This window comes from Pseudomonas sp. C2B4 (assembly GCF_013359695.1).
Taxonomy (GTDB): domain Bacteria; phylum Pseudomonadota; class Gammaproteobacteria; order Pseudomonadales; family Pseudomonadaceae; genus Aquipseudomonas.
On record NZ_JABFMU010000071.1, the window covers coordinates 1 to 24,859 of the forward strand.

The 24,859-nt window shown below is 62.8% G+C and carries 23 protein-coding genes; 16 read left to right on the forward strand and 7 right to left on the reverse strand.

Annotation, left to right across the window (positions count from 1 at the left end; all coding sequences use genetic code 11):
- The first annotated feature begins 204 nt into the window (after nt 1-204).
- Both nosP and nahK read left to right on the forward strand, forming a co-directional pair.
- Entirely contained in the window at nt 205-1,368 is a 1,164-nt protein-coding gene (nosP, locus tag HNQ83_RS27680) for a nitric oxide-sensing protein NosP (RefSeq protein WP_175392024.1), read from the forward strand.
- The gene (gene nahK, locus HNQ83_RS27685) at nt 1,298-3,934 is read left to right on the forward strand and encodes a hybrid sensor histidine kinase/response regulator NahK/ErcS' (RefSeq protein WP_175392025.1); all 2,637 of its coding nucleotides are present in this window, start codon (nt 1,298-1,300) and stop codon (nt 3,932-3,934) included. Before nosP ends, nahK begins: the two co-directional genes overlap by 71 nt.
- A gap of 127 nt (nt 3,935-4,061) precedes the next feature.
- On the opposite strand, the gene HNQ83_RS27690 is transcribed toward nahK, so the two are convergent.
- The 6 genes from HNQ83_RS27690 to HNQ83_RS27715 all read right to left on the reverse strand — a co-directional run bounded on the left by HNQ83_RS27690 (nt 4,062) and on the right by HNQ83_RS27715 (nt 9,327).
- Nucleotides 4,062-4,727, reverse strand: coding sequence for a response regulator transcription factor (locus HNQ83_RS27690; protein WP_175392026.1), 666 nt, complete (start codon nt 4,725-4,727; stop codon nt 4,062-4,064).
- Between the two features lie 56 nt (nt 4,728-4,783).
- Nucleotides 4,784-5,341, reverse strand: a complete 558-nt coding sequence (locus tag HNQ83_RS27695) for a PQQ-dependent catabolism-associated CXXCW motif protein (RefSeq protein ID WP_175392027.1) — start codon at nt 5,339-5,341, stop codon at nt 4,784-4,786.
- A gap of 284 nt (nt 5,342-5,625) precedes the next feature.
- Nucleotides 5,626-6,417, reverse strand: coding sequence for an ABC transporter permease (locus tag HNQ83_RS27700; protein WP_175392028.1), 792 nt, complete (start codon nt 6,415-6,417; stop codon nt 5,626-5,628).
- Complete coding sequence (locus HNQ83_RS27705; RefSeq protein WP_175392029.1) at nt 6,414-7,145, reverse strand: ABC transporter ATP-binding protein; 732 nt, start codon at nt 7,143-7,145, stop codon at nt 6,414-6,416. The genes HNQ83_RS27700 and HNQ83_RS27705 overlap by 4 nt, the downstream gene beginning before the upstream one ends.
- On the reverse strand, nt 7,142-8,116 hold the full coding sequence (locus HNQ83_RS27710) for a YVTN family beta-propeller repeat protein (protein WP_175392030.1): 975 nt from the start codon (nt 8,114-8,116) through the stop codon (nt 7,142-7,144). The genes HNQ83_RS27705 and HNQ83_RS27710 overlap by 4 nt, the downstream gene beginning before the upstream one ends.
- A 26-nt stretch (nt 8,117-8,142) precedes the next feature.
- Nucleotides 8,143-9,327, reverse strand: coding sequence for an ABC transporter substrate-binding protein (locus tag HNQ83_RS27715; protein WP_175392031.1), 1,185 nt, complete (start codon nt 9,325-9,327; stop codon nt 8,143-8,145).
- A gap of 387 nt (nt 9,328-9,714) precedes the next feature.
- On the opposite strand from HNQ83_RS27715, the gene pedF reads away from it, so the two are divergent.
- From pedF to HNQ83_RS27780, 13 genes are all read left to right on the forward strand, one after another.
- Nucleotides 9,715-10,176 carry a cytochrome c-550 PedF gene (gene pedF / locus HNQ83_RS27720; protein ID WP_175392032.1) on the forward strand — a complete coding sequence of 154 codons (462 nt, stop codon included), beginning with the start codon at nt 9,715-9,717 and terminating at the stop codon, nt 10,174-10,176.
- 4 nt (nt 10,177-10,180) lie between these two features.
- The gene (locus HNQ83_RS27725) at nt 10,181-11,056 is read left to right on the forward strand and encodes an ABC transporter substrate-binding protein (RefSeq protein WP_175392033.1); all 876 of its coding nucleotides are present in this window, start codon (nt 10,181-10,183) and stop codon (nt 11,054-11,056) included.
- A gap of 9 nt (nt 11,057-11,065) precedes the next feature.
- Nucleotides 11,066-11,827: a quinoprotein dehydrogenase-associated SoxYZ-like carrier gene (locus HNQ83_RS27730; protein WP_175392034.1), complete on the forward strand. Its 762-nt coding sequence runs from the start codon at nt 11,066-11,068 to the stop codon at nt 11,825-11,827.
- A 16-nt stretch (nt 11,828-11,843) separates the two neighbouring features.
- Nucleotides 11,844-12,782 carry a quinoprotein relay system zinc metallohydrolase 1 gene (locus HNQ83_RS27735; protein WP_175392035.1) on the forward strand — a complete coding sequence of 313 codons (939 nt, stop codon included), beginning with the start codon at nt 11,844-11,846 and terminating at the stop codon, nt 12,780-12,782.
- Between the two features lie 266 nt (nt 12,783-13,048).
- On the forward strand, nt 13,049-14,824 hold the full coding sequence (locus HNQ83_RS27740) for a PQQ-dependent methanol/ethanol family dehydrogenase (RefSeq protein WP_175392036.1): 1,776 nt from the start codon (nt 13,049-13,051) through the stop codon (nt 14,822-14,824).
- 248 nt (nt 14,825-15,072) lie between these two features.
- Nucleotides 15,073-16,593: an aldehyde dehydrogenase family protein gene (locus HNQ83_RS27745; RefSeq protein WP_175392037.1), complete on the forward strand. Its 1,521-nt coding sequence runs from the start codon at nt 15,073-15,075 to the stop codon at nt 16,591-16,593.
- A 243-nt stretch (nt 16,594-16,836) separates the two neighbouring features.
- Entirely contained in the window at nt 16,837-16,908 is a 72-nt protein-coding gene (gene pqqA / locus HNQ83_RS27750) for a pyrroloquinoline quinone precursor peptide PqqA (RefSeq protein ID WP_003253598.1), read from the forward strand.
- 55 nt (nt 16,909-16,963) lie between these two features.
- Nucleotides 16,964-17,878: a pyrroloquinoline quinone biosynthesis protein PqqB gene (gene pqqB / locus HNQ83_RS27755; protein ID WP_175392038.1), complete on the forward strand. Its 915-nt coding sequence runs from the start codon at nt 16,964-16,966 to the stop codon at nt 17,876-17,878.
- Between the two features lie 124 nt (nt 17,879-18,002).
- The gene (gene pqqC / locus HNQ83_RS27760; RefSeq protein WP_175392039.1) at nt 18,003-18,755 is read left to right on the forward strand and encodes a pyrroloquinoline-quinone synthase PqqC; all 753 of its coding nucleotides are present in this window, start codon (nt 18,003-18,005) and stop codon (nt 18,753-18,755) included.
- On the forward strand, nt 18,752-19,024 hold the full coding sequence (gene pqqD / locus HNQ83_RS27765) for a pyrroloquinoline quinone biosynthesis peptide chaperone PqqD (protein WP_175392040.1): 273 nt from the start codon (nt 18,752-18,754) through the stop codon (nt 19,022-19,024). Before pqqC ends, pqqD begins: the two co-directional genes overlap by 4 nt.
- Nucleotides 19,002-20,144: a pyrroloquinoline quinone biosynthesis protein PqqE gene (pqqE, locus tag HNQ83_RS27770; protein ID WP_175392041.1), complete on the forward strand. Its 1,143-nt coding sequence runs from the start codon at nt 19,002-19,004 to the stop codon at nt 20,142-20,144. Before pqqD ends, pqqE begins: the two co-directional genes overlap by 23 nt.
- A 159-nt stretch (nt 20,145-20,303) precedes the next feature.
- A complete protein-coding gene (ercA, locus tag HNQ83_RS27775) occupies nt 20,304-21,467 on the forward strand; it encodes an alcohol dehydrogenase-like regulatory protein ErcA (protein WP_175392042.1) in 1,164 nt (387 codons plus the stop codon).
- Nucleotides 21,451-23,190, forward strand: coding sequence for a NahK/ErcS family hybrid sensor histidine kinase/response regulator (locus HNQ83_RS27780; protein ID WP_175392043.1), 1,740 nt, complete (start codon nt 21,451-21,453; stop codon nt 23,188-23,190). Before ercA ends, HNQ83_RS27780 begins: the two co-directional genes overlap by 17 nt.
- Here HNQ83_RS27780 and HNQ83_RS27785 read toward each other — a convergent pair.
- Nucleotides 23,166-24,050, reverse strand: a complete 885-nt coding sequence (locus HNQ83_RS27785) for an aldose 1-epimerase (RefSeq protein ID WP_175392044.1) — start codon at nt 24,048-24,050, stop codon at nt 23,166-23,168. The two genes, HNQ83_RS27780 and HNQ83_RS27785, sit on opposite strands and share 25 nt — an antisense overlap.
- A gap of 100 nt (nt 24,051-24,150) precedes the next feature.
- Between HNQ83_RS27785 and HNQ83_RS27790 the strand changes: the two genes are divergently transcribed.
- Entirely contained in the window at nt 24,151-24,771 is a 621-nt protein-coding gene (locus HNQ83_RS27790) for a TetR/AcrR family transcriptional regulator (RefSeq protein ID WP_175392045.1), read from the forward strand.
- Nucleotides 24,772-24,859: the final 88 nt, after the last annotated feature.

Below are 24,859 nucleotides of genomic sequence, written 5' to 3' on the forward strand. Positions count from 1 at the left end.
GGCGGAGTGTCAGGCACCATAAATACTGACTGGAAGACCGCCTTCGCGAGCAAGCCCGCTCCCACAGGGGATGTTGGGTAACAGGTGGATTTGCGAGACCCTCTCATCCCATCGAAGCGGCTACCCGCTACCCAAGTAGCATTCGTCCCGCCCCTCAGCCTTCGTACACTCGTACCTCATATACACGCACCTGCGGGGGTGGCAATGCAGCAGGTCCATAACGAAGGTGTCGTCAGCGCCATGTCGCTCGCCACCGACCCGCAGCAGGCGGCGCAGGAACTGGCGCGGCAGTTGCTGCATCCGAATCTGGGTTTCGTGCTGTTCTTCTGTTCCGCCGAATACGATTTGCCGGCGCTGGGCCAGGCCTTGCAGCAGAGTTTCGGCGGGATACGCCTGGCCGGTTGCACCAGCGCCGGGGAAATCACCCCGCTGGGCTATGGACGCAATTGCGTGACGGCGATGGGTTTCGATCACCGGCACTTTTCCATCGCCCTGGAACTGATCGACGAAATGGAGCACTTCAGCCTGATCGACGCACAGCAGATGGTCGAGCGTCTGGTGGGTGGCTGTCGCAGCAACACCCTGGCCCCGATCAAGGGCAACAGCTTTGCCCTGACCCTGCTCGATGGCCTGTCCAGCCGCGAAGAGATGGTATTGGCCGCCTTGAGTGCGGCGCTCGGTGCCATTCCCCATTTCGGCGGCTCGGCCGGGGACGACAACTACCTGACTCACACCCACGTTTACTTCGACGGCGGCTTCCACAGTGGCGCGGCGGTGGTGGTGCTGGTCAATACCTGGCTGGACTTCGAAGTGTTCACCACCCATCACCTGCAGCCTCAGGCGCAGAAGCTGGTGGTCACCGGGGCCGACAGCGCCTCGCGACGGGTCTTCGAACTCAACGCCGAGCCAGCCGCCGCCGAGTATGCCCGGCACATCGGTGTGCCGGTGGCCGAGCTCGACCACCGGATCTTCGCCGCGCACCCCTTGGCCGTGCGCATCAACGAACAGTATTACGTGCGCGCCATCCAGCAGGTTCATCCGGATTTGAGCCTGAGTTTCTACTGCGCGGTGGAGAACGGCATTGTCCTCACCGCCATGACCCCGGGCCCGTTGTTGCCGAATCTGCAAAACCTGTTCGACGGCTTGCAGGAGCGGCTCGGCGATTTATTGCTGACCATCGGCTGCGACTGTTTCCTGCGGCGCCTGGAACTGGAAGACCACGGCAGCCTGGAACAGGTCGGGGCGTTTTTGCGCGAGCAACGGGTAATGGGGTTCAACTCCTACGGAGAACAGTTCAATGGCATGCACATCAACCAGACCTTCACCGGCGTTGCCATCGCCCGGGGCCGGTCCCTCGGAAAACGCTGAGCTTCGGGCGCAGATCGCCGCCCTGCAACATGACAATCAAAAGCTGCAACGCATCAACGCAGCGCTGATCGAGCGAATCGAGTCCGGCATCACCCGTGGCAACGATCCTTATGCGGCCTTCCAGCATTCGGTGGTGCTGGCCGAGCAGGTGCGCGAGCGTACCGACGCCTTGAACCAGGCCATGGCCGAACTCAAGGCCGGCAACCATTTGCTCAGCGAGGCGCGCCTGCGCGCCGAAACGGCCCACCAACACCTGGTCGATGCCATCGAAAGCATTTCCGATGCCTTCGTGCTGTTCGACGCCGGGCAGCGCATTGTCCTGTTCAACAGTCGTTTCAAAGCGTTCTGGCACAACAGCCGGGTGCGGATCCACGCCGGCATGCGCCTGGCCGAGGTCAAGCGCCTGATGCTCAACAACGGGATGTTTGCCGAAGAACCTCGCGGGCATGCCGAGGAAAACCTGCTGTACCGCCTGCAGGACGGTCGCTGGCTGCAAGTCAGCGAACGGCCGACCCAGGAAGGCGGACGGGTGATCCTGTTCACCGACATTACCGACGTCAAACTCAGCGAAACCGTGCGCCGCGAGCAGGCGCTGGCGCAGAAGTCGCACCTGTTGCAACGGGCGGTCGACAACTTGTCCCAGGGGGTGGCGATGGTCAATGCCGAGGGCGTTCTGGAACTGTGGAACCGGCGGTTTCTCGAGCTCAGTGGCCTGGCACCGGTGGCGGCCCATCGCCCGTTTGCTGAAGTGATCGCCGACAGCGAGCTGACCCTGCTGACCCCCGCCAGCCGTGGCGCCAACGGACGGCCGGTGCAGGAATGCGAACAGCGCCTGGACGATGGCCGGGTCCTGGAGATCCGTACCCATCCGCTGCCCACCGGCGGTTTCGTCAACACCTTCACCGACATCACCGAACGCTACCAGCATGCCGAGGCCCTGAGCGAGAGCGAGCGCTGGATTCGCCTGATCACCGACCATGTGCCGGCGTTGATCGCCTACCTCAATGCCGACCTGGTCTACGAATTCACCAACAAGGTCTACGAAGAATGGTACTGCTGGCCGCGCGGGGTGATGCTCGGCCAGAGCCTGCGTGAAGTGCACAGCGAACAGCACTACCAGCGCCTGGAATCCTACGTGGCCAGGGCGCTGGCCGGGGAGAGCGTGACTTTCGAATTCGCCGAGACCAACGTCAACAATCAGGAGCGCTACATGTTGCGTTCCTACGTGCCCAACCGCCTGGCCAACGGCGAGGTGGTCGGGATCTTCGTGCTGATTCGCGACATCACCGAGCGCCGCCGTACCGCCGAAGCCTTGCATCAGGCCTATCAGAACCTTGAACTGCGGGTGCGCGAACGCACCGCCGAACTGACCGACCTCAATGGCCAGCTGCTGCGGGAAATCGACGAGCGTCGCCGGGTCGAATCACGCTTGCGCGAAGCCAAGCTGGAAGCGGAACAGGCCAACCTGTCGAAGACCAAGTTTCTCGCCGCCGTCAGCCATGACCTGTTGCAGCCGCTGAACGCCGCGAGACTGTTCACCAGTGCCTTGCTGGAGCGTCGCGAGCCGATCTGCAACGAGATCCTGGTGCGCAATGTCAGCAATTCCCTGGAAGACGTGGAGACGCTGCTGGGTACGCTGGTGGATATTTCCAAACTCGATGCCGGGGTGATCAAGGCCGATATTGCCCCATTCGCCTTGAGCGAACTGCTGGAAAACCTCGCCGCCGAGTACACCCAGGTGGCGCGCAGCGAAGGCCTGCAACTGCATTTCATCGGCTGTTCGGCACTGGTGCGCAGCGATATTCAGTTGCTGGCGCGGATTCTGCGCAACCTGTTGAGCAACGCCATTCGCTACACCTACAGCGGCCGCGTGGTGCTGGGTTGCCGTCGACATCGCCAGCGCCTGTCGATTCAGGTCTGGGACACTGGCATGGGCATCGCCGAGGATCGCCTGGAAGAAATTTTCCAGGAGTTCAAGCGCGGCGATGTGCAGCGCCCGGACCAGGATCGTGGGCTGGGCCTGGGCCTGGCGATCGTCGAGAAGATTGCCGGGATTCTCGGGCACCGCATTCAGGTGCGTTCATGGCCGGGCAAGGGTTCGTTGTTTTCGGTGGAAGTGCCGTTGAGTGCCACCGCCCCCAAGCCATTGCCAAGCCCGCCGATGACCGAGCCGATGCTCGAACGGCTGCGCGGGGCGAAGGTCTGGGTGCTGGACAACGACGCGACCATCTGTGCCGGCATGCGCACCTTGCTGGAGGGCTGGGGTTGCGTGGTGGTGACGGCGCTGTCTGAAGAGGACCTGGCGCGGCAGGTGGACAATTACCATGCCGAGGCGGATTTGCTGATTGCCGATTACCACCTGGACAACGACCGTAACGGCGTCGATGCCGTGGCCCGGATCAATGCCCGTCGGGCCAGTGCGATTCCGGTGATGATGATCACCGCCAATTACAGCAACGAGCTCAAGCAGCAAATCCGCGAGCTGGGCCATACCCTGATGCACAAGCCTGTACGGCCGATGAAGCTGAAGACGGCGATGAGTCACTTGCTCGGCCAGACCCTATGACCAGGCCGCGCCCCCTGTAGGAGCGAGCCTGCTCGCGATGGTGGTCGACGATGACGCTGGGTGCCTGACACTGCGCGGCGTTCTGAGGTCCATCGCGAGCAGGCTCGCTCCTACAGGGGCAGAGCGGTCAACGCCGCAAATAAGACCCGAAATCAATATCCCCGGCACTCAGGATCGCCTGCACGCGGTTGTGCACGTTGAGCTTGCGCAGGATCGCCGAGACGTGGGCCTTGACCGTGGTTTCGGCGATTTCCAGGGTGTAGGCAATCTGTTTGTTCGATTCGCCCTTGGTCATCCGCTCCAGTACCTGCAACTGCTTGCGGGTCAAGGCTTGCAGCAGTTCCGGCGGGATGCTCGGGGTGTCGTTCATGCGCCGGTGCGAACTGCTGTTGCCCGTGCGGATGATGTCCGGGGGCAGGTAGACGTTGCCGTTGAGAATCTGCTGGATCGCATCGGTCATCTGCGCGCGGGGCGAGGACTTGGTGATGAAACCCACCGCGCCGTAGGTGATGGCTTGCAGGACGATCTGCTTGTCCTGCTCGGCGGAGACGATCACCACCGGAATGGTCGGCGCTTCGTTGCGCAGGTTGATCAGGCCATTGAGTCCGTGCATGCCCGGCATGTTCAGGTCGAGGAGGATCAGGTCCAGGTCATCGTGTTCCTGGGTCAGCGCCAGGGCGCTGTCGAGGTCGGCGGTTTCCATGACCTCGCTGCCGGTAAAACCATCGCTGATGACGTTGTGTATGGCTTCGCGAAACAGCGGGTGATCGTCGGCAATCAGAATTTTGTACATGGCCTTTCACCTCATTATTTTGATTATGGTGTGGCAACAACGTGCACGCGTAAAGCTCAGGGAAAGGGTTCGGGCTGGGCTGGAATCACCGGCAGCCTGGCCGCTTGCCAGGCATCCAGGCCATCGCGATACCAGTACAGTGTCTTATAGCCCAGGCGGGCTGCGCGTTTAACGGCGTTCCAGCTCAACCAGCAGTCGGCGCGGCAGTAGAAGACCAGCGGATGTGTCAGGTCGCCGCTGGTCAGTTTCTGCAGATTGTCGGCGAAATACGCCTGCCATTGCGGCGTCAGCTCACCGTCGCCGGTATTGGCCAGCCAGTGGCTGCCGGGCAGGTTTTCGTGGGGCTGGTCCTCGATGAAGCGGCCTTGCAGCCATTGGCGGCGGTAGACGTCGATCAGCACCGGGGGCGGGTTTTGCCCGAGCAGGGTTTGCAGCACGGGCGTATCGATGATGGTCGCGTCTTGCATGAGGTCCGGCGTGGGACTGCGGTACAGGTCGATGCGATAGCCATCGGGGGAAAACAATGGCGTTTGCGCGTTTGCGCCAGCCAGCCACAGGCTGAGGGACAACACAGCGAGAGTGGGACGCAACAGGCGACGTCGGGCACGCGGCATGGGGATTGATCCTTATCGTTATGCGCCCATTACATGCCAGTCGCGGTGCGTTGGGAATGCGACGATGGACCGGTAAAACCAGTACTAAAGTAGTAATTTCTCCCCGCGCAATGAAGAATCCCTGTGGGAGCACCCCTGTGGCGAGGGGATTTATCCCCGTTGGGCTGCGAAGCGGCCCCAGTATTCCTTCAGGCATACCGGGTTGACTGACTCTGCGACTGCTTCGCAGCCGAACGGGGATAAATCCCCTCGCCACAGATTTGCTCCCACAGGGGGTGGTGTGGTCAGGTGGATTTGCGCAGGGCCGCGTGTTGGGGGTTGAAGGTCAGGACGGCAAGGAGGGCGAACACCAGCGTCAGCCCCGCACAAACTCCCAGCGCCAGCGGATTGAATCGCTCATACAGGGCAAAACGCACCAGCTCCACCGCATGGCTGAACGGGTTCACCGCGCACAGCCAATACAACCATTCGCTGGCTTCGCGCATTTTCCATAGCGGATACAGCGCCGATGACAAAAAGAACAGCGGGAAGATCACGAAATTCATCACCCCGGCGAAGTTCTCCAGCTGGCGGATGGCGTTGGACAGCAACAGCCCCAGGGCGCTGAGCATCAATGCCACCAGCAACAGGGCGGGAAGGGCCAGCAACAGGCCCATGGCCGGCGGTTGCACGCCGTAGACCCAGGCAATCGCCAGGAAGGCATACACCTGCAACAGCGAGATCAGCGACGTGGCCAGCAGTTTGCTGCACAGCAGGAACGTCCGGGGCAGGGGGCTGGTGAGCAGCACGCGCATGCTGCCCATTTCGCGGTCATAGACCATCGACAGTGAACCCTGCATGCCATTGAACAGCAGGATCATGCAGGCCAGGCCCGGAATGATGTAGACCTCGTAGGGAATGTAGGTGTCGTAGGGCTCGATGATGGCGATGCCCAGTGCCGCGCGAAACCCGGCGGCGAACACCAGCAGCCACAGCAGCGGTCGCACCAGGGCGCTGAGAAATCGCGTGCGTTGCAGCACAAAGCGCAGCCACTCGCGCAGGACGATGCCGCTGAAACATTGCCAGTAAGCGTTCATCGGGCCGCTCCCGTGGTGGTCAGGCGAGTGAACGCCGAGTCAAGGTCGCCGCCGTGTTCCAGGCTCAGCGCATCGGCCTGTCCACTGGCGACCAGCCGACCCTGATGAAGAATCAGCAAGTCATCGCTGGGCTGCACTTCATCGAGCAAATGGGTGGTCCAGAGCACGCTGATCTGCTGCTCGCGGCACAGACTGCGAATGTGCCGGTTGAGCGCCAGGCGACTGGCCGGATCGAGGCCGGCACTGGCTTCATCCAGCAACAACAGGCGCGGTTGATGCAGCAGGGCCCGGGCGATTTCCACCCTCCGGCGGTGGCCGCCATTGAGACTACGCACCCGCTCGGCACGACGCTCGTCCAGGCTTTGGCGAACCAGTTCCGCATCGACGCGCAGGTCGGTCTCACGTCGCGACAAACCATGCAGGGCGGCGTGATAACGCAGGTTCTGCTCGACACTGAGGTCCAGGTCCAGCGTGCTTTGCTGGAACACCACGCCCAGCTGTTTGAGCGCCGGGCGCGGCGCTTTGCGTAATGAACAGCCGCCCACCCGGATATCGCCGTGCTGCAGATCATAGAGCCGGGTCAGCAGGGCAATCAGCGTTGACTTGCCTGCGCCGTTGGGCCCCAGCAACGCGGCGAAACGCCCGGGTGCCAGGCTGAAACTCACCTGGCGCAAGGCCTCGCGAGCGCCATAGGAGAAGCTCAGGTCGCTGACTTCCAGGGCGTTCATGGCGTCACCACCACGCCCCATGGATAGCGTCCGACCTTCACCGATTTGCTGACCTTGAGGCTGTCGACGTCGATCACCGACACATCGCCGCTGACGCCGTTGGTGGCGAGCAACTGCTTCTGGTCCGGGGTGAACGCCAGTTGCCAGACGCGGCGGCCCACCAGCAGGTAGTCGAGGATCTCGAAGGTCTTGGCGTCGATGACCGCCACGTGATTGGCCGGGCCCAGGGCCACGAAGGCGTATTTGCCGTCGGCGCTGAGCTTGATGCCTACCGGCTGCACCTTGTCCGGGTGCACGCCCTTGATCTGGAAGTTCAGGGTCTTGAGGACGTTGCGGCTGGCAACGTCGAGGATCGTCACCGTGCCGCCGATTTCCGCCGAGGCCCAGAGCTGCTGGCCGTCATTGCTGAACTCGACGAAACGCGGGCGCTGATCCACCAGGGTGCTGTCGGCCAGGGTCTGGGTGCTGGTGTCGATCCAGTGCAGCATGTTGGTGGTTTCACTGGTGTTGACCGCCCATTTGCCGTCGGGGCTGACGGCCATGCCTTCGGGCTCGACGCCGACGTTGATCTGGCCGAGGACCTTGGAGGTCTCGGTGTCGATCACGGTCACCAGCGCATCGTCTTCGTTGGAGACGTACAGCCAGCGGTTGTTGGGGTGCAGGGCGAATTGCTCGGGGTCCTTGCCAGAGGGCAGTTCCTTGATGATCTTGCGGGTGGCCACGTCCATCACCTGGACCCGGTCCGAGTCGCTGGCGCAGATGTACAGCAACTTGTTGTCATGGGACAGCAGCAGGCCACGGGGGCGCTGGCCGACGGGCAGGGTCTCGGTGACTTGCAGGGTCTGCATGTCGATCAGGCTCAGGTTGTTGTCCTTTTCATTGGAGACCCAGGCGGTGCTGGCGCCGGCGTGGCCTGCGGCGAGGAGCAGGGCGCCAGTGAACAGGCGGCGGCAAAAAAGAGTGCGGTGCATGGCGGTGTCCTTGTTGTCGTTGTTGTTCAGGGAAAGCGGCAGCTGACCTCGGGCTTGTCGTAACCCAGGCTGTCCATCTCGTTGAAAGGGTGCAGAAAACCGTCCTGGGGCGACGTGCTGACCAGTGCCCGGGGCTGCACGATGGGGATCGGCTGGCGCAATTGGCCGTTCCACGGGCGGTAACTGAGCTTGCGTCCCTTGAACCCGTCCAGCGGCAACTGATCGCTGATTTCCAGGGCGCGGATGGCCATCGGATCGGTCTGGCGCAGTTTGCTCACGGCGCTGGCGATGCTGCGCACGGCGATCCATGCAGCGAAGTCGCGGTCGTTCATCCAGCGTCCGGAGAGGGCCTCGAAGCGCTTTTGCAACTGGGCGGCACCGTAGGTTTCCACGGTGTTGTGCCAACCCACGGGGGTCAGGCCTTGGGTGCCGGCGACCGGGCGCGGGTACCAGGTCTGGTAGGGCACGTATTCACCGAAGTCGCCGCGCTCGTCCGCCACCAGCACCACGTCGTATTCGGCGGTCTGGGTGAACAGCGGCATGTCGGCCTGGGCGCTGCGCCGTTGATCGTTATCGAAGCTCCAGGGTTTCTCCGCCACCAGTTGCAGGCCGAAGCGCTTGGCTGCGCGACGCAGGGCCGCGGCATAGGCCTGATCGTCCGGCGTCGGGCCGACGATCAGCAGCGCCCGTTGCCATTTGCGCACCACCAGGAACTGCGCCAGCGCATCGGCCAGCATCGCCCGGCTCGGCAGGCTGTGCAGCACGTTCGGCAGGCAATCGGTGGTGCGCAGGCTGTCGTCGGCGCTGCCGGCATTGAACAGCAGGCTGTCGGGCAGGGCCGCACTGAGTTGGCGCAGGCTGCTGGCAGGCGCGTTCACCACGAACAGGCGCAGGCCTTGTTCATGCTGGGTCTTCGCCGCGCTGAGCAAGGCTTCGGGGCTGTCGACATTGGCGCTTTCCAGGCTGTAGCCGTGATTGAGAAAACGCCCGGTACTGTTGCTGTCGATGATCGCCAGTTCAGCGCCACGCAGCCCGGCGTCGGTGGGTTCGGGAATGACGTTGGACAGCAGCGGGCCGGGGTCGGGGCGATAGCCCAGGTAGCCGATCCGTACCTGCAAGGGCGCCTCCGCGGCCTGGCTTTGGGTCGCCAGCCCGGCGGCACAGGCAATCGCCAACAGGTAGATCAGGGCGTAAGGGGCAAGCTGGCGCATAGGGCACTCCATTACAGGTAGCGCCAGCATAGGAAGCCCTTGGCATCGTGGAAATATGCAGAAAGTACCGACGAGCCAGTACCAAGGTAGTAGCTGCGGGCGGTCGGCGCGGTTTTAGCATGGGTTCCTGCGGCCATGACTCCAGGGGGACTGACCATGCGCATCGTCAAGGCACTGCTTTTGCCATTTCTGCTGATCCTGACCCTGATCGGCGTCGACCGGCTCCACGGTCCGCGCCCACCTGATCCCGGCGTCCCTCCAAACGCCTTACTACCAAGGAATTAGACGCCGGCCACCAAAGCAGCATGGGGTCGGTGCGCCGGGGTTTCTAAGATGGTCGCCGTAGCCTCTGCCAAGAGGTTTTGCGTGCAACCTGAGGGCATAACAATGACAACGAAACGCAACGCCTTGCTCGTCACCGGACTGTTGGCCGGTCTTATCAGTGCCGGTTCCGTCTGGGCCCACGGCAATGTGGTGCCGCAGGCCGTCGCCACCCAGGGCCTGACCCCGATCAAGGATGCCGGCGTGCAACTCGATGCCGACGGCTGGGCTGCGGTGAATCCCTATCGCACCGCCCCGGAACACGACAAGGCCGTGGAAATCGGCGCCTCTGCCTACACCCAGAACTGCGCGGCCTGTCATGGTCTGGAAGCCAAGTCCGGCGGTATCGCCCCCGACTTGCGCATGCTCGATGTCGGTGAATCGGGTGATGAATGGTTCGCCGAACGGGTACGCCATGGCGCGGTGCGCGACGGCCGGGTGTACATGCCGAAAATGGCTGACTACCTGAGTCAGGAAGCCTTGTGGGCGGTCCGCACTTATCTGGACACCGTGCACGTCGAGGAGTGACGCCATGCGCCTGCTTGCGATGTTGCTCGGCGCGGTGTGGCTGTGCTGTCAGTCGGTGCAGGCGCAAGTGCGCAACTACGACGAAATGATCGCCGCCGGGGAGCTGAAGGTGGCGGTCTACAAGGACTTCGCCCCCTACAGTTTCGAGCAGGCCGGCCAGCCCCGGGGCGTCGACGTGGAACTGGCCGAGGCCCTGGCCAAGGCGCTGGGCGTGCGCCTGACGCTGATTTGGGCGCCGCCCGGTGAAAAGCTCGACGACGACCTGCGCGATTACATCTGGCGCGCCAGTGCCTTGCACAACCAGCAACTGGCCGACCTGATGATGCGCGTGCCCTACGACCGCGATTACGCGCAAAAGCGCAACGAATTCGGCGAGCTGGAAAACGGCCATGTGGTGATGTTCGGTCCGTACCAGAACGAGCAATGGCAAGTCGCTTATGACCGTCGCCGCCTGGACAAGGTCGCCAGCGTCGCGGTGTTCGAGCAGCACCCGATCGGCGTCGAAGTCGACAGCGTGCCGTCGTTTTACCTGACGTCGGTGTTCAACGGCATGCTCGCCGGCAAGACCCATCACTATCCAGGCGTGTCCCAAGCCTTCGCCGCCATGAAGGCCGGCGAGGTCGACGCGGTCATGGCCATGCGCGGCGAGATCGACTGGCAGGTGCACGAAGCCGCCGACCCACAACTGGCATTGGCGGAGAACGCCTACCCGAACATGGGCAAGCAGCTCTGGGAGATCGGCATGGCGGTGCACGAGAGCAACCGGCAACTGGCCTATGCGGTGGAGGAGGCGCTTGAAGGGTTGATCCGCGAGGGCTCGGTGAAAACCATCTACGGCCATTACGGCCTGCGCTACGACGTGCCCGAGATGTATCAATAGGAGCCGGCGATGAAATGGCAAAGGAATTGTCTGTTGGTCTGCTGCTTGAGCCTGGCTGCCCATGCCGCCGCTGTCGATCCGGGTAAAGACCCGGTGCCGTCGGTGATGTGGGGGTTCTACCACAAGCAAATGCTGGGCGATGGGCCGTTCGTGTTCGATGAGCGGGTCAAGCTGCTGGCACCGCCGTTCGCCGAAGACGCGCGGCAGGTGCCACTGGAAATCGACGCCCGGGCGTTCAAGGGCGACGTGGTGAGAATCCTCGCCTGGGCGGAACTCAACCCCTTGCCGAAAATCGTCGATTTCGAACCCTTGGCCGGTGTGTTGCCATGGCTGTCGATCCGCATCCGTATCGAGCAGGCCACACCTTTGCGTGCGGCGGTGCTGACCCGTGACGGGCTGTGGCATGTCGGTTCGACCCTGATCGATGCGGCGGGCGGCGGCTGCACCGCGCCGAGCGTGGTTCGCACCCAGCCGGGCTGGGAAGAGCGCATGGGTGAGGTGCTGGGCGGCCGTTATCCGCGCCAGGACTTCAGTCGCCTGCGCTTGCAGGTGGCGCATCCGATGGACAACGGCATGGTCAGCGGCATCCCGGAATTTTTCATCAATCATGCCGAGCTGCGTGATCAACAGGATCAGCTCCTGGCCCGCCTCGAACTGTTCCCCGCCGTCAGCGAGAACCCCAGCCTGGCCTTTGATCTCGAGGGGGCAGGGCAGACGCGCCTGTTGTTGCGCGATAACAGCGGCAATCAATTCGATGCGGCCATTCCCTGACTTGAAGGAGCCTGACATGCGCTGGATGCTGCTGTTGTTCATCGCCCTCGGCCTGCCGGCCATGGCCGATCTCGAATACACGCTCAAGCCCCGGCAGATCGCCGAAGACACCTGGCTGCTGGAAGGCAGCACCGATAATTTCGGCAAGGACAATGGCGGCAATATCGTCAATACCGCGTTCATCGTCACCGAGCGCGGGGTGGTGGTGATCGATACCGGGCCGTCAAAGCGCTATGGCGAAGCGATGCGTCGGGCCATTGCCGCCACCACCGACAAACCGGTGATCCAGGTCCTGCTGACCCACCATCACCCCGACCATGTATTGGGCAACCAGGCGTTCAGCGATGTGCCGATTGGCGCACTGGCCGGTACCACTGAACTGCTGCAACAGCAGGGCGATGCCATGGCCGAAAACATGTACCGGCTGGTGGGGGACTGGATGCGCGGCACCGAAGTGCTGTTGCCGAGCGAAACCCTGGCCCCAGGGGTGAAAAGTTTTGGGAATCATGATCTGCGCCTGATAGGTCTGGGTGGGCATACGGGCGCGGATCTGGCTATTCTCGACCAGCAAACCGGCGTGCTATTCGCCGGGGACCTGGTGTTTTATCAACGGGCCCTGACCACGCCCAACAGTCCGGGGCCGTCGGTGTGGCTGGCCGACATTGCGACCCTGCAGGCGTTGCCCTGGACGCAGATCGTGCCCGGCCACGGGCCTGTAGCAAGCGATGCCAAACCCTTCGCGCAGATGCGCGATTACCTGGGCTGGCTCGACCAGCTGATGCGCGAGGGCGCGGCCAATGGAAGCGACATGGCCGAGATGATCCGCAGTCCCATCCCCGAGCGATTCGCCGGGATCCGTTTGAGTCGCTATGAGCTGATTCGCAGCGTGAGCCATTTGTATCCGCGCTATGAGCGGGCGCAGATGACGCGAGTCGATTCCAACGCGCAGCAATAATCAACACCGCCCCCCTGTAGGAGCGAGCCTGCTCGCGATGGTGGTCAACGATAACGCTGGAAACCTGACACCCCGTGGCGTTCTTGGGTTCATCGCGAGCAGGCTCGCTCCTACAGGGGAGGCGTGCGATCCACACCTAACCCTGTACCAAGGAACTAGAAATCTCCACATTGCGGCCAATTGTTGTCCAGGCGCCGGCGCCCAAGAATCTGCACCAGACCGGGAAATTTCCCGCGAATACAACAAAAACCGCAGAGGAAGCCGTCATGACTCAACCCGCACGTCGCCAGCCCTTCGTCCTGAGCCTGTTGCTCAGTGCCATGCTGTTGTCCGGCCAGGCATTGGCCGGGGTTTCCGACCAGGACATTCTCCAGGACCCGAAGAACCCCGAGCAGGTCGTGACCAACGGCCTGGGCGTTCAGGGTCAGCGCTACAGCCCGCTGGACATTCTCAACGTCGACAACGTCAAGGAGCTGCGCCCGGCGTGGGCGTTCTCGTTCGGCGGCGAAAAGCAGCGTGGTCAGCAGGCGCAGCCGATGGTCAAGGACGGCGTGATGTACATGACCGGGTCTTACTCGCGGGTGTTCGCCGTGGATGCGCGCACCGGCAAGAAGCTCTGGCAATACGATGCGCGCCTGCCGGATGACATTCGCCCCTGCTGCGACGTGATCAACCGCGGCGTCGCGCTGTACGGCGACCTGGTGATCTTCGGCACCCTCGACGCCAAGCTCGTGGCGCTGAACAAGGACACCGGCAAGGTGGTCTGGAGCAAGAAAGTCGCCGACCACAAGGAAGGCTACTCGATCAGTGCCGCGCCGCTGGTGATCAACGGCAAGCTGATTACCGGCGTGGCCGGTGGCGAGTTCGGCGTGGTGGGCAAGATCGAGGCCTACGACCCGAAAAACGGTGAGCTGCTGTGGACCCGGCCGACGGTCGAAGGCCATATGGGCTACGTCTACAAGAACGGCAAGGCTGTGGAAAACGGTATCTCCGGCGGCGAGGCGGGCAAGACCTGGCCGGGCGACCTGTGGAAGACCGGCGGTGCGGCGCCCTGGCTGGGCGGCTATTACGACCCGGAAACCAACCTGCTGCTGTTCGGCACCGGCAACCCGGCACCCTGGAACTCGCACCTGCGGCCGGGCGACAACCTCTACTCGTCGTCGCGCCTGGCGCTCAACCCGGACGACGGCACCATCAAGTGGCACTTCCAGAGCACGCCCCACGACGGTTGGGACTTTGACGGCGTGAACGAACTGGTGTCGTTCAACTACAGCGAAGGCGGCAAGGAAATCAAAGCGGCGGCCACCGCCGACCGTAACGGCTTCTTCTACGTGCTGGACCGCACCAACGGCAAATTCATCCGTGGTTTCCCGTTCGTGGACAAGATCACCTGGGCCACGGGCCTGGATAAGGACGGCCGTCCGATCTACAACGAAGCCAGCCGCCCCGGTGCACCGGGTTCCGAAGCCAAGGGCAGTTCGGTGTTCGTGGCGCCGGCGTTCCTGGGTGCGAAAAACTGGATGCCGATGGCCTACAACAGAGACACCGGCCTGTTCTACGTACCGTCCAACGAGTGGGGCATGGACATCTGGAACGAGGGCATCGCCTACAAGAAAGGCGCGGCGTTCCTCGGTGCGGGCTTCACCATCAAGCCATTGAATGAAGACTACATCGGCGTCTTGCGCGCCATCGACCCGAAAACCGGCAAGGAAGTCTGGCGCCACAAGAACTTCGCGCCGCTGTGGGGCGGAGTGCTGACCACCAAGGGCAACCTGGTGTTCACCGGCACGCCGGAAGGTTTCCTGCAGGCGTTCAATGCCAAGACCGGCGAGAAGGTCTGGGAATTCCAGACCGGCTCCGGCGTACTCGGCTCACCCGTGACCTGGGAAATGGACGGCGAACAGTACGTCTCGGTGCTCTCCGGCTGGGGCGGCGCCGTACCGCTGTGGGGCGGCGAAGTGGCCAAGCGCGTGAAGGACTTCAACCAGGGCGGCATGCTCTGGACCTTCAAATTGCCGAAGGATCTGGTGGCCAAGCACTGATCCAGAAGCCACCACCTGACCCCTTGTGGGAGCGAGCCTGCTCGCGAAAGCGGTGTGTCATTCAGCAAAGTTGTACCTGACCCGACGCCTTCGCGAGCAGGCTCGCTCCCACAGGAGTGGGATCGGAACAGGACCTACTACCAAATAACGAGAGCCCCTCCTGCCAACGATGCATTCGTCCGGCGCGCGGGGCTCTTTAGTATCGGTTCATCGCCTGTACAGGCATCGACCCAGACAGAGGCCTCATCATGATCTACGCCCAACCCGGAACACCTGGCGCCGTCATTACCTTCAAACCTCGCTACGGCAACTTCATCGGTGGCCAATTCGTCGCGCCGGTCAATGGTGAGTATTTCACCAACACCTCGCCGGTGAACGGCGAAGTGATTGCCGAGTTCCCGCGCTCCAGCGCCGCCGACATCGACAAAGCTCTCGACGCCGCCCATGCCGCCGCTGACGCCTGGGGCAAGACCTCGGCCCAGGACCGCTCACTGGTGTTGCTGAAAATCGCCGACCGCATCGAACAGAACCTGGAAATCCTCGCCGTCACCGAGACCTGGGACAACGGCAAGGCCGTGCGCGAAACCCTCAACGCCGACGTGCCGCTGGCGGCCGACCATTTCCGTTATTTCGCCGGCTGCATCCGCGCCCAGGAAGGTGGCGCCGCCGAGATCAACGAACTGACCACCGCCTATCACTTCCACGAGCCATTGGGCGTGGTCGGGCAGATCATTCCGTGGAACTTCCCGTTGTTGATGGCCGCCTGGAAACTCGCACCGGCCCTGGCCGCCGGTAACTGCATCGTGCTCAAGCCGGCGGAACAGACGCCGCTGTCGATCATGGTCTTCGCCGAACTGATCGCCGACCTGCTGCCGGCGGGCGTGCTGAACATCGTTCAGGGTTTCGGTCGCGAAGCCGGCGAGGCCCTGGCCACCAGCAAGCGCATCGCCAAGATCGCCTTCACCGGCTCGACCCCGGTGGGTGCGCATATCATGCATTGCGCCGCCGAGAACATCATTCCGAGCACCGTTGAACTGGGCGGCAAGTCGCCGAACATCTTCTTCGAAGACATCATGCAGGCCGAACCCGCGTTCATCGAGAAAGCCGCCGAAGGCCTGGTGCTGGCGTTCTTCAACCAGGGTGAAGTCTGCACCTGCCCATCCCGGGCACTGGTGCAGGAATCGATCTACGAACCGTTCATGGCCGAAGTCATGAAGAAGATCGTCAAGATCAAACGCGGCAACCCGCTGGACACCGACACCATGGTCGGCGCCCAGGCGTCTGAGCAGCAATACGACAAGATCCTCTCGTACCTGAACATCGCCCAGGAGGAGGGCGCCCAGCTGCTCACCGGCGGCGCGGCCGAGCGTCTGGAGGGTGACCTGTCCAGCGGCTATTACATCCAGCCGACCCTGCTCAAGGGCACCAACAACATGCGGGTATTCCAAGAAGAAATCTTCGGCCCGGTGGTGGGTGTCACCACCTTCAAGGACGAAGCCGAAGCGCTGGCGATTGCCAACGACACCGAGTTCGGCCTCGGCGCCGGCCTGTGGACCCGCGACATCAACCGCGCCTACCGCATGGGCCGGGCGATCAAGGCCGGGCGGGTGTGGACCAACTGCTACCACCTGTACCCGGCGCACGCCGCGTTCGGTGGCTACAAGAAGTCCGGCGTCGGTCGGGAGAACCACAAGATGATGCTCGATCATTATCAGCAGACCAAAAACCTGCTGGTGAGCTACGACATCAATCCGCTCGGATTCTTCTGATCCCTCAAGAACACCACAACCCCCTGTAGGAGTGAGCCTGCTCGCGATAGCGGTCCGACATTCAACATCAACGTTGAATGTCCAGACCTCATCGCGAGCAGGCTCACTCCTACATTGTTTTTGTGTGTCTGCACCCCTACCAACGCACCCCCAAACCTCCTTCGAAAGTAGCATTCGGGCGCCCGGCGCTGCGTGCATTAATGGTGCTACCGGAATCGCCCGGCACAAGAAGAGGAATGACCCATGTGGACTAAACCCGCGTTTACCGATCTGCGCATTGGCTTCGAAGTGACGATGTATTTCGCCAACCGTTGATTGTTCACCCGGCCAGCGGCTGCGTTGGCCGGGTCTGCCTTCTGGAGCATTGCTCATGCACATCCGTGTCCTTGGGTCCGCCGCCGGCGGTGGTTTTCCGCAGTGGAACTGCAATTGCCGGCAATGCGCCGGCGTGCGCAACGGCAGCCTGCGCGCGCAACGGCGCACGCAATCGTCGATAGCCCTGAGCGACGACGGTGTGGACTGGGTGCTATGCAACGCTTCGCCGGACATCCGCGCGCAACTCGAGAGTTTCGCGCCGCTGCAACCGGCTCGCCGCTTGCGTGACAGTGCCATCGCCGGCGTGGTCTTGATGGACAGTCAGATCGATCACTGCACCGGTCTGCTGAGCCTGCGCGAAGGGTGCCCGCATAACGTCTGGTGCACCGAGCGGGTTCATCAGGACCTCAGCAGCGGCTTCCCGTTGTTCACCATGCTCAAGCACTGGAACGGCGGGTTGCAGTGGCAACCGCTGCGCCTGGATCGCCAGCCGTTCGCGATTGCCGCCTGCGGCCACCTGCAGTTTCGCGCGATTCCATTGGTCAGCAACGCGCCGCCGTATTCCCCCAATCGCGGCAATCCGCAACCGGGCGACACCATTGGCCTGTTCATCGAGGACCCGCGCAGCGGCGCCTCGCTGTTCTACGCGCCGGGGCTGGGGCAGGTCGACGACGAGGTGCTGGGCTGGATGCAGCGCGCCGATTGCCTGTTGCTGGACGGCACGCTATGGCGCGATGACGAGATGCGCCTGTGCGAAGTCGGCCAGAGCCTGGGCAGTGAAATGGGCCACCTGGCGCAAAGCGGTCCGGGCGGCATGCTTGAAGTGCTGGAAGCTTTTCCCCGCCAGCGCAAGGTGCTGATTCACATCAACAACACCAACCCGATCCTCGACGAAGACTCGGCCGAACGGGCCTTACTGGCGCGACGGGGGATCGAGGTGGCGTATGACGGCATGAGTATTGAGCTGTAGCTGAAGGCCTCATCGCTGGCAAGCCAGCTCCCACAGGTTTTGTGTACACCGCAGAACCCTGTGGGAGCTGGCTTGCCAGCGATGAGGCCCGATCAGACGCCGCGGCGCTTTCAGGAGAACAACAATGACCAACACACCCATGACCCCCACCGAATTCGAAGCCGCCCTGCATGCCAAGGGCGCCTACTACCACATCCATCACCCCTACCACGTGGCGATGTACCAGGGCCGCGCCACCCGCGAACAGATCCAGGGTTGGGTCGCCAATCGCTTCTACTACCAGGTCAACATCCCGCTCAAGGACGCCGCTATCCTCGCCAACTGCCCCGACCGCGAGATCCGTCGCGAGTGGATTCAGCGCCTGCTGGACCACGACGGCGCCCCCGGCAGCGAAGGCGGCATCGAAGCCTGGCTGCGCCTGGGCGAAGCGGTGGGGCTGGATCGCGAGCAAATCCTTTCTCAGGAACTGGTGTTGCCCGGCGTGCGTTTCGCTGTCGACGCCTACGTCAACTTCGCCCGCCGCGCCAGTTGGCAGGAAGCCGCCAGCAGTTCGCTGACCGAACTGTTCGCGCCGCAGATCCACCAATCGCGCCTGGACAGCTGGCCGCAGCACTACCCGTGGATCGACCCGGCCGGCTACGAGTACTTCCGCACGCGTCTGGGCCAGGCCCGGCGCGATGTCGAGCACGGTTTGCGCATCACCCTGGCGCATTACGTCACCCTTGAGGCCCAGCAACGCATGCTGCAGATCCTGCAATTCAAGCTCGACGTACTGTGGAGCATGCTCGATGCAATGAGCATGGCCTATGAGATGGAGCGCCCGCCTTATCACACGGTCACCCGGGACAAGGTCTGGCATCGGGGGATCGCCCTGTGAGCCTGATCAATCGCCAACAGTCACCCGCGTTGCGCCGGGGTTTTCGCCTGCAATGGGAATCGCGCCAAGCCTGCCACGTGCTGCTGTACCCCGAGGGCATGATCAAGCTCAACGCCAGTGCCGGGCAGATTCTGACTCTGCTGGATGGTGAGCGCAGCGTCGCCGCGATCATCGATCGGCTGACGGCGGATTTCCCCGGCGTGCCGGGGATCGACGAGGATGTGCTGGCGTTTCTGGAGGTGGCCCATGCGCAGTTCTGGATCGAATGAAGCGTTGCCGGGGCCGCCGCTGTGGTTGCTGGCAGAGTTGACCTACCGCTGCCCGCTGCAATGCCCGTATTGCTCCAATCCGCTGGACTTCGCCCGGCATGGCGAAGAGTTGAGCACCGAGGAATGGATCCGGGTGTTTCGCGAAGCCCGGGACATGGGGGCCGCGCAACTGGGGTTTTCCGGTGGCGAACCCCTGGTGCGCCAGGACCTGGCGCAGTTGATCAAGGCCGCGCGGGACATGGGTTACTACACCAACCTGATCACCTCGGGCATCGGCCTGACCGAACAGAAGGTGCACGACTTCAAGGTGGCCGGGCTCGACCATATCCAGATCAGTTTCCAGGCCGCCGACGAAGCGGTGAACAACATGCTGGCCGGCTCGCGCAAGGCGTTCGCGCAAAAACTGGCCATGGCCCGGGCGGTGAAGGCCCAGGGCTATCCGATGGTGCTGAATTTCGTCACCCACCGGCACAACATCGACCGGATCGCGCAGATCATTGACCTGTGCCTGGAACTGGAAGCGGATTTCGTCGAGTTGGCCACCTGCCAGTTCTATGGCTGGGCCGAACTCAACCGGGTTGGCTTGCTGCCGACCCGCGAGCAGTTGCAGCGCGCCGAGCGCATCACCAATGAATATCGCCAGCGCCTTGAGGCCCAGGGGCATCCGTGCAAACTGATCTTCGTCACCCCGGACTACTACGAGGAACGCCCCAAGACCTGCATGAACGGTTGGGCCAATCTGTTCCTCGACATCACCCCAGACGGCACGGCGTTGCCTTGCCACAGCGCCCGGCAACTGCCGGTGCAATTTCCCAACGTGCGTGAACATAGCCTCTCGCACATCTGGAACGATTCGTTCGGCTTCAACCGCTTTCGTGGCGATGCGTGGATGAAGGAGCCGTGTCGCTCCTGCGATGAGAAGCACAAGGACCTGGGTGGCTGCCGCTGTCAGGCGTTCATGCTGACGGGCGATGCCGAGAATGCCGACCCGGTGTGCAGCAAGTCGCCGCACCATGGCGTCATCCTCAAGGCCCGGGAGGAGGCCGAAGCGCCGGGGCAGGGCATGGAGCACCTGACGTTGCGCAATGAGAAGGCTTCACAGTTGATCTATCGCGGATAGATCAAACACCGCCGATCCCCTGTAGGAGCGAGCCTGCTCGCTCCTACAGGGGGCTGCGGTGAATTCGCAATCACGGCAGATGACCTTGGTCTGATTGCATTCGCAGCCGGATGCTTTAGTGTGGATATTACCTTCCAAAACAATAAAAACAGGCTTCCAATGAGCCAGAGTCTCAGTCAGCTGCGTAAGTTCGTCTCGCCTGAAATCATCTTCGGTGCCGGTTGTCGGCACAACGTCGGCAACTACGCCAAGACCTTTGGCGCGCGCAAGGTGCTGGTGGTCAGTGATCCGGGCGTGATTGCCGCCGGGTGGGTCGCCGACGTCGAGGCCAGCCTTCAGGCACTGGGCATTGAATACTGCCTGTACAGCGCCGTCTCGCCCAATCCGCGTGTCGAAGAGGTCATGCTCGGTGCCGAGATGTACCGGGAAAATCACTGCGATGTGATTGTCGCAGTCGGCGGCGGCAGCCCGATGGATTGCGGCAAGGGCATCGGCATTGTCGTCGCCCACGGTCGCAACATCCTCGAATTCGAAGGGGTGGACACCATCCGCGTGCCCAGCCCGCCGTTGATCCTGATCCCGACCACCGCCGGCACCTCGGCCGATGTCTCGCAGTTCGTGATCATTTCCAACCAGCAGGAACGCATGAAGTTCTCCATCGTCAGCAAGGCGGTGGTGCCGGACGTGTCGCTGATCGACCCGGAAACCACCCTGAGCATGGACCCGTTCCTCTCGGCCTGTACCGGCATCGATGCCCTGGTGCATGCCATCGAAGCCTTCGTGTCCACCGGTCACGGGCCGCTGACCGATCCCCACGCGCTGGAGGCCATGCGCCTGATCAATGGCAACCTGGTGCAGATGATCGCCAACCCGACGGACATCGCCCTGCGGGAAAAGATCATGCTCGGCAGCATGCAGGCCGGGCTGGCGTTTTCCAACGCGATCCTCGGCGCGGTGCACGCCATGTCCCACAGCCTGGGCGGCTTTCTCGACCTGCCCCATGGCCTGTGCAACGCGGTGCTGGTGGAACATGTGGTGGCTTTCAACTACAGCTCGGCGCCGGAGCGTTTCAAGGTCATTGCCGAGACCTTCGGCATCGATTGCCGGGGACTGAACCAGCGGCAGATCTGCGGGCGCCTGGTGGAGCACCTGATCGCTTTGAAACACGCCATCGGCTTCCACGAAACCCTCGGCTTGCATGGGGTCCGCACCTCGGACATTCCGTTTTTGTCGCAACACGCCATGGATGACCCGTGCATCCTGACCAACCCGCGCGAATCCAGTCAGCGTGATGTCGAGGTTGTCTATGGCGAAGCCCTCTGACGAGCAGCAACGCGCGGCGCTTGCCGGGCTGCTGGGGCTGGGCAGTCACTCGGCGCGCAAGAGTCATTACCCGGAACTGGCCGCGCGCCTGGATGAACTGGAGGCGGAGCGCAACCGCTACAAATGGCTGTTCGAAAACGCGGTCCACGGGATTTTCCAGGCCAGCCTGCAAGAGGGCATGCGCGCCACCAACCCGGCACTGGCGCGCATGCTCGGCTATCAGGACCCGCAGGACGTGCTGTTTTCCCTGAATGATCTGGCCAGCAAGCTGTTCTGCGGCGGCGCGCAGGAACTGCAAGACATCGGTGAAATCCTCCGGCAGCAACGCAGTTTGAACGGTTACGAAACCCGCCTGCGGCGCAAGGACGGCAGCCATATCGATGTGTTGATGAACCTGCTGCTTAAACCGGGTCAGGAAGGGCTGGTGGAAGGTTTTGTCGCCGATATCACCGAACGCAAGCAGGCACAGGAGCGCCTGCAACAACTCAATGACGAACTTGAGCAGCGGGTGACCGCGCGCACCGACGAACTGTTGGAAGCCAATCGCAACCTGCAACAACAGATCACCCAGCGTAAACAGATCGCCCAGGCCCTGCGCGAAGCCCGCGATGCCGCGGAGGCCGCCAACCGCAGCAAGGATAAATACCTGGCGGCGGCCAGTCATGACCTGCTGCAACCGCTGAACGCGGCCAGGTTGCTGATCTCGACCCTGCGCGAACGCCAGTTGCCGGACGTCGAGCAAGTGCTGGTCGAACGTACGCACCAGGCCCTGGAAGGGGCGGAGGACTTGCTGACCGATCTGCTGGACATTTCCCGGCTCGATCAGTCTGCGGTCAAGCCGGACATCGCGTCCTACCGTCTGGATGAACTGCTCGGGCCGCTGGTCTCGGAGTTCCAGTCCGTTGCCCAGGCGGCGGGGTTGAACCTGCGGGTGCGCATGGGCGACTACGCCATCAGCACCGACCTGCGCCTGATGACCCGGATCCTGCGCAACTTCCTCAGCAATGCCTGCCGCTATACCGACGCCGGCAGCATCCTGCTTGGCGTTCGGCGCCGGGGCGAACATCTGCGCCTGGAGGTGTGGGACACCGGGCGCGGTATCCCGGCGGATCGCCTCGACTCGATCTTCCTCGAATTCAACCAGCTGGATGTTGGCCGCGCCGCGGATCGCAAAGGCGTGGGCCTGGGGCTGGCGATTGTCGAACGCATCGCCAGGATCCTCGGCTATCCCATTGGCGTACATTCACGGCCGGGGCGCGGATCGATGTTCAGCATCGACGTGCCGCTGTCCCATGACATCCCCTTGCCGATCGGCCAGGCTGCGCCCCAGCCGAGCACCGGTGACCCGTTGCCGGGCCGGCGTTTGCTGGTGCTGGACAATGAAGTGAGCATCCTGCAGAGCATGAGCGCGTTGCTCGGGCAGTGGGGCTGCGAGGTGGTCACGGCCACCGATGAAGGCTCGGCGCTGGCGGCGTTGGCGGGCAGGGCGCCGGAGCTGATCCTGGCGGACTATCACCTTGATCACGCCGTGGTTGGCTGTGATGTGGTGCGCCATCTGCGCGAGCATTTCCACCAGCGCATTCCCGCGGTGATCATCACGGCGGACCGTACCGATCAGTGCCGGCGTTCGCTGCAACGGCTGGATGCGCCGCTGCTGAACAAGCCGGTGAAGCCCGGCAAGTTGCGTGCGGTGCTGAGTCAGTTGTTGGGCGCGCCGGCTTGAAGTGCCCGATATTGCAGGGTGAAGCCCAGCTCAGCGGATTGGCCTTGCTCCAGTAGACGCAGCCCCGGCCGACCGGGCAGGTGATGGGCGTTGACCGGATGGCTGACCGGTTCCAGACAGAAGAAATCCAGGCCGGGCGGGCAGTAAAGCAGGTAGTAATCGCTGCCGCTGGCCTGGCATTCCAGTTCATGGCCCAGGTCCGGTTGCCGGATCAGGCAGTGGCCGTTCCAGTGGCAAAAACCGTTGTCGACCAGTGTCTCGGGCAACGCCTTGGGTTGCTGGAAATCCCATTGGGCGGGCAGGCTGACGAGCTGTGTCGGCAGCTTCGCCTCATCACACAACCAGACCTGTTCAGCCTGTGCCTGCAGGCGTGTGTTCGCCGTGCGCGGAAAATAGGGGTGCAACCCGAGCCCATGCCAGACGGCGCGGTCGGCCAGATGGGTGACCTGTAGCTCGATGTTCAGTTTGCCCGCGCTCAGGTGAAAGCGTTGCCGGGCGCGATAGGCGAAAGGCGTGGTGCTGTCGAGTTGCAGGATCACTTCGTCCGCCGATTGGGCAACGACATCCCACGCTTGCTGCCAGGCCGTGCCGTGAATCGGCAGCGGATCGGTGACGCTGTTGGGAGCCAGCGCCAGCCAGCCATCGGGGCAGTCGAAACCGCCTTCGGCGATGCGGTTGGACCAGGGCGCCAGGGGGAAGCAGCCGAGCTTGCCGGGCAGGCCGGTGTTCAGCGCATGCGCATCGGTGTGACGCAACAGGGGGTGGCCGGTCGCACGTACGCTCCAGTTGACGATGCTCGCGCCGAGTTCGGGGGCGAGGGTGAGGCGGGTGAGTTCGTCTTCGAGTTCAATCAGTTTCATTGTTATTGTCATGGTGAAGTGATGGGTTCATGGCTGCGGCCCTGTCGCGGCGAGCAGTGCGGATGCTAGTCTTGTTTAACGCTGTTGTCAGGGAGCCCTCATGGGCAATCACAAGATCGAGATCCGTCGCAGTAACGTCGAGAAAATTCTGCTGGGGGCCGAGAAGGTCTTCGCCGAAAAAGGCTTCGGCAGCACCGCCATGGCCGACATCGCCGCCGAGGTGCAACTGCCGCGCTCCAACCTGCATTACTACTTCAGCACCAAGACCGAGTTGTACAGCGCCGTGCTGTTGGGCCTGCTGGACGTGTGGAAGCAGGACGCGCTGTGCTTCGAAATGTTCGACGACCCGCGCGTGGTGCTCAGCAGCTACATCCGCGCCAAGATGAACCACTCACGCAGTCGCCCCTATGGCTCGAAAGTCTGGGCCAACGAAATCATCCACGGCGCGCCGACCCTGGGCTCAGCGCTGGACGCCAGCCTGTACGACTGGGCCAAGATGAAAGAAGCGAAGATCCGCCAGTGGGTGGACGACAAGCGCATCCTGCCGGTGGAGCCTTCAAGCCTGCTGTACATGATCTGGGCCTCGACCCAGCACTATGCCGACTTCGACCACCAGGTGAATATTCTCAATGATCACCAGCCGCTGTCGGACATGCAGTTCGAACGGGCGGTGCAGACAGTGACGAGCGTGATTTTGCGGGGGATTGGGTTGGAGCCTTGAGTGTTGTGGCGTCAGGGCTGTCCCCTTCGCGAGCAGGCTCGCTCCCACAGTTGAAATGCATTCCAGTGTGGGAGCGAGCCTGCGCGCG

Coding starts and splice junctions, on each gene's coding strand:
- HNQ83_RS27745 (WP_175392037.1), top strand. CDS start 15,073: ATGATCTACGCCCAACCCGGAACACCTGGCGCCGTCATTACCTTCAAA.
- HNQ83_RS27740 (WP_175392036.1), top strand. CDS start 13,049: ATGACTCAACCCGCACGTCGCCAGCCCTTCGTCCTGAGCCTGTTGCTC.
- HNQ83_RS27710 (WP_175392030.1), bottom strand. CDS start 8,116: ATGCACCGCACTCTTTTTTGCCGCCGCCTGTTCACTGGCGCCCTGCTC.
- nosP (WP_175392024.1), top strand. CDS start 205: ATGCAGCAGGTCCATAACGAAGGTGTCGTCAGCGCCATGTCGCTCGCC.
- pedF (WP_175392032.1), top strand. CDS start 9,715: ATGACAACGAAACGCAACGCCTTGCTCGTCACCGGACTGTTGGCCGGT.
- HNQ83_RS27715 (WP_175392031.1), bottom strand. CDS start 9,327: ATGCGCCAGCTTGCCCCTTACGCCCTGATCTACCTGTTGGCGATTGCC.
- pqqE (WP_175392041.1), top strand. CDS start 19,002: ATGCGCAGTTCTGGATCGAATGAAGCGTTGCCGGGGCCGCCGCTGTGG.
- pqqC (WP_175392039.1), top strand. CDS start 18,003: ATGACCAACACACCCATGACCCCCACCGAATTCGAAGCCGCCCTGCAT.
- HNQ83_RS27785 (WP_175392044.1), bottom strand. CDS start 24,050: ATGAAACTGATTGAACTCGAAGACGAACTCACCCGCCTCACCCTCGCC.
- HNQ83_RS27695 (WP_175392027.1), bottom strand. CDS start 5,341: ATGCCGCGTGCCCGACGTCGCCTGTTGCGTCCCACTCTCGCTGTGTTG.
- nahK (WP_175392025.1), top strand. CDS start 1,298: ATGGCATGCACATCAACCAGACCTTCACCGGCGTTGCCATCGCCCGGG.
- HNQ83_RS27730 (WP_175392034.1), top strand. CDS start 11,066: ATGAAATGGCAAAGGAATTGTCTGTTGGTCTGCTGCTTGAGCCTGGCT.
- pqqB (WP_175392038.1), top strand. CDS start 16,964: ATGCACATCCGTGTCCTTGGGTCCGCCGCCGGCGGTGGTTTTCCGCAG.
- HNQ83_RS27780 (WP_175392043.1), top strand. CDS start 21,451: ATGGCGAAGCCCTCTGACGAGCAGCAACGCGCGGCGCTTGCCGGGCTG.
- HNQ83_RS27790 (WP_175392045.1), top strand. CDS start 24,151: ATGGGCAATCACAAGATCGAGATCCGTCGCAGTAACGTCGAGAAAATT.
- ercA (WP_175392042.1), top strand. CDS start 20,304: ATGAGCCAGAGTCTCAGTCAGCTGCGTAAGTTCGTCTCGCCTGAAATC.
- HNQ83_RS27725 (WP_175392033.1), top strand. CDS start 10,181: ATGCGCCTGCTTGCGATGTTGCTCGGCGCGGTGTGGCTGTGCTGTCAG.
- HNQ83_RS27690 (WP_175392026.1), bottom strand. CDS start 4,727: ATGTACAAAATTCTGATTGCCGACGATCACCCGCTGTTTCGCGAAGCC.
- HNQ83_RS27700 (WP_175392028.1), bottom strand. CDS start 6,417: ATGAACGCTTACTGGCAATGTTTCAGCGGCATCGTCCTGCGCGAGTGG.
- HNQ83_RS27705 (WP_175392029.1), bottom strand. CDS start 7,145: ATGAACGCCCTGGAAGTCAGCGACCTGAGCTTCTCCTATGGCGCTCGC.
- HNQ83_RS27735 (WP_175392035.1), top strand. CDS start 11,844: ATGCGCTGGATGCTGCTGTTGTTCATCGCCCTCGGCCTGCCGGCCATG.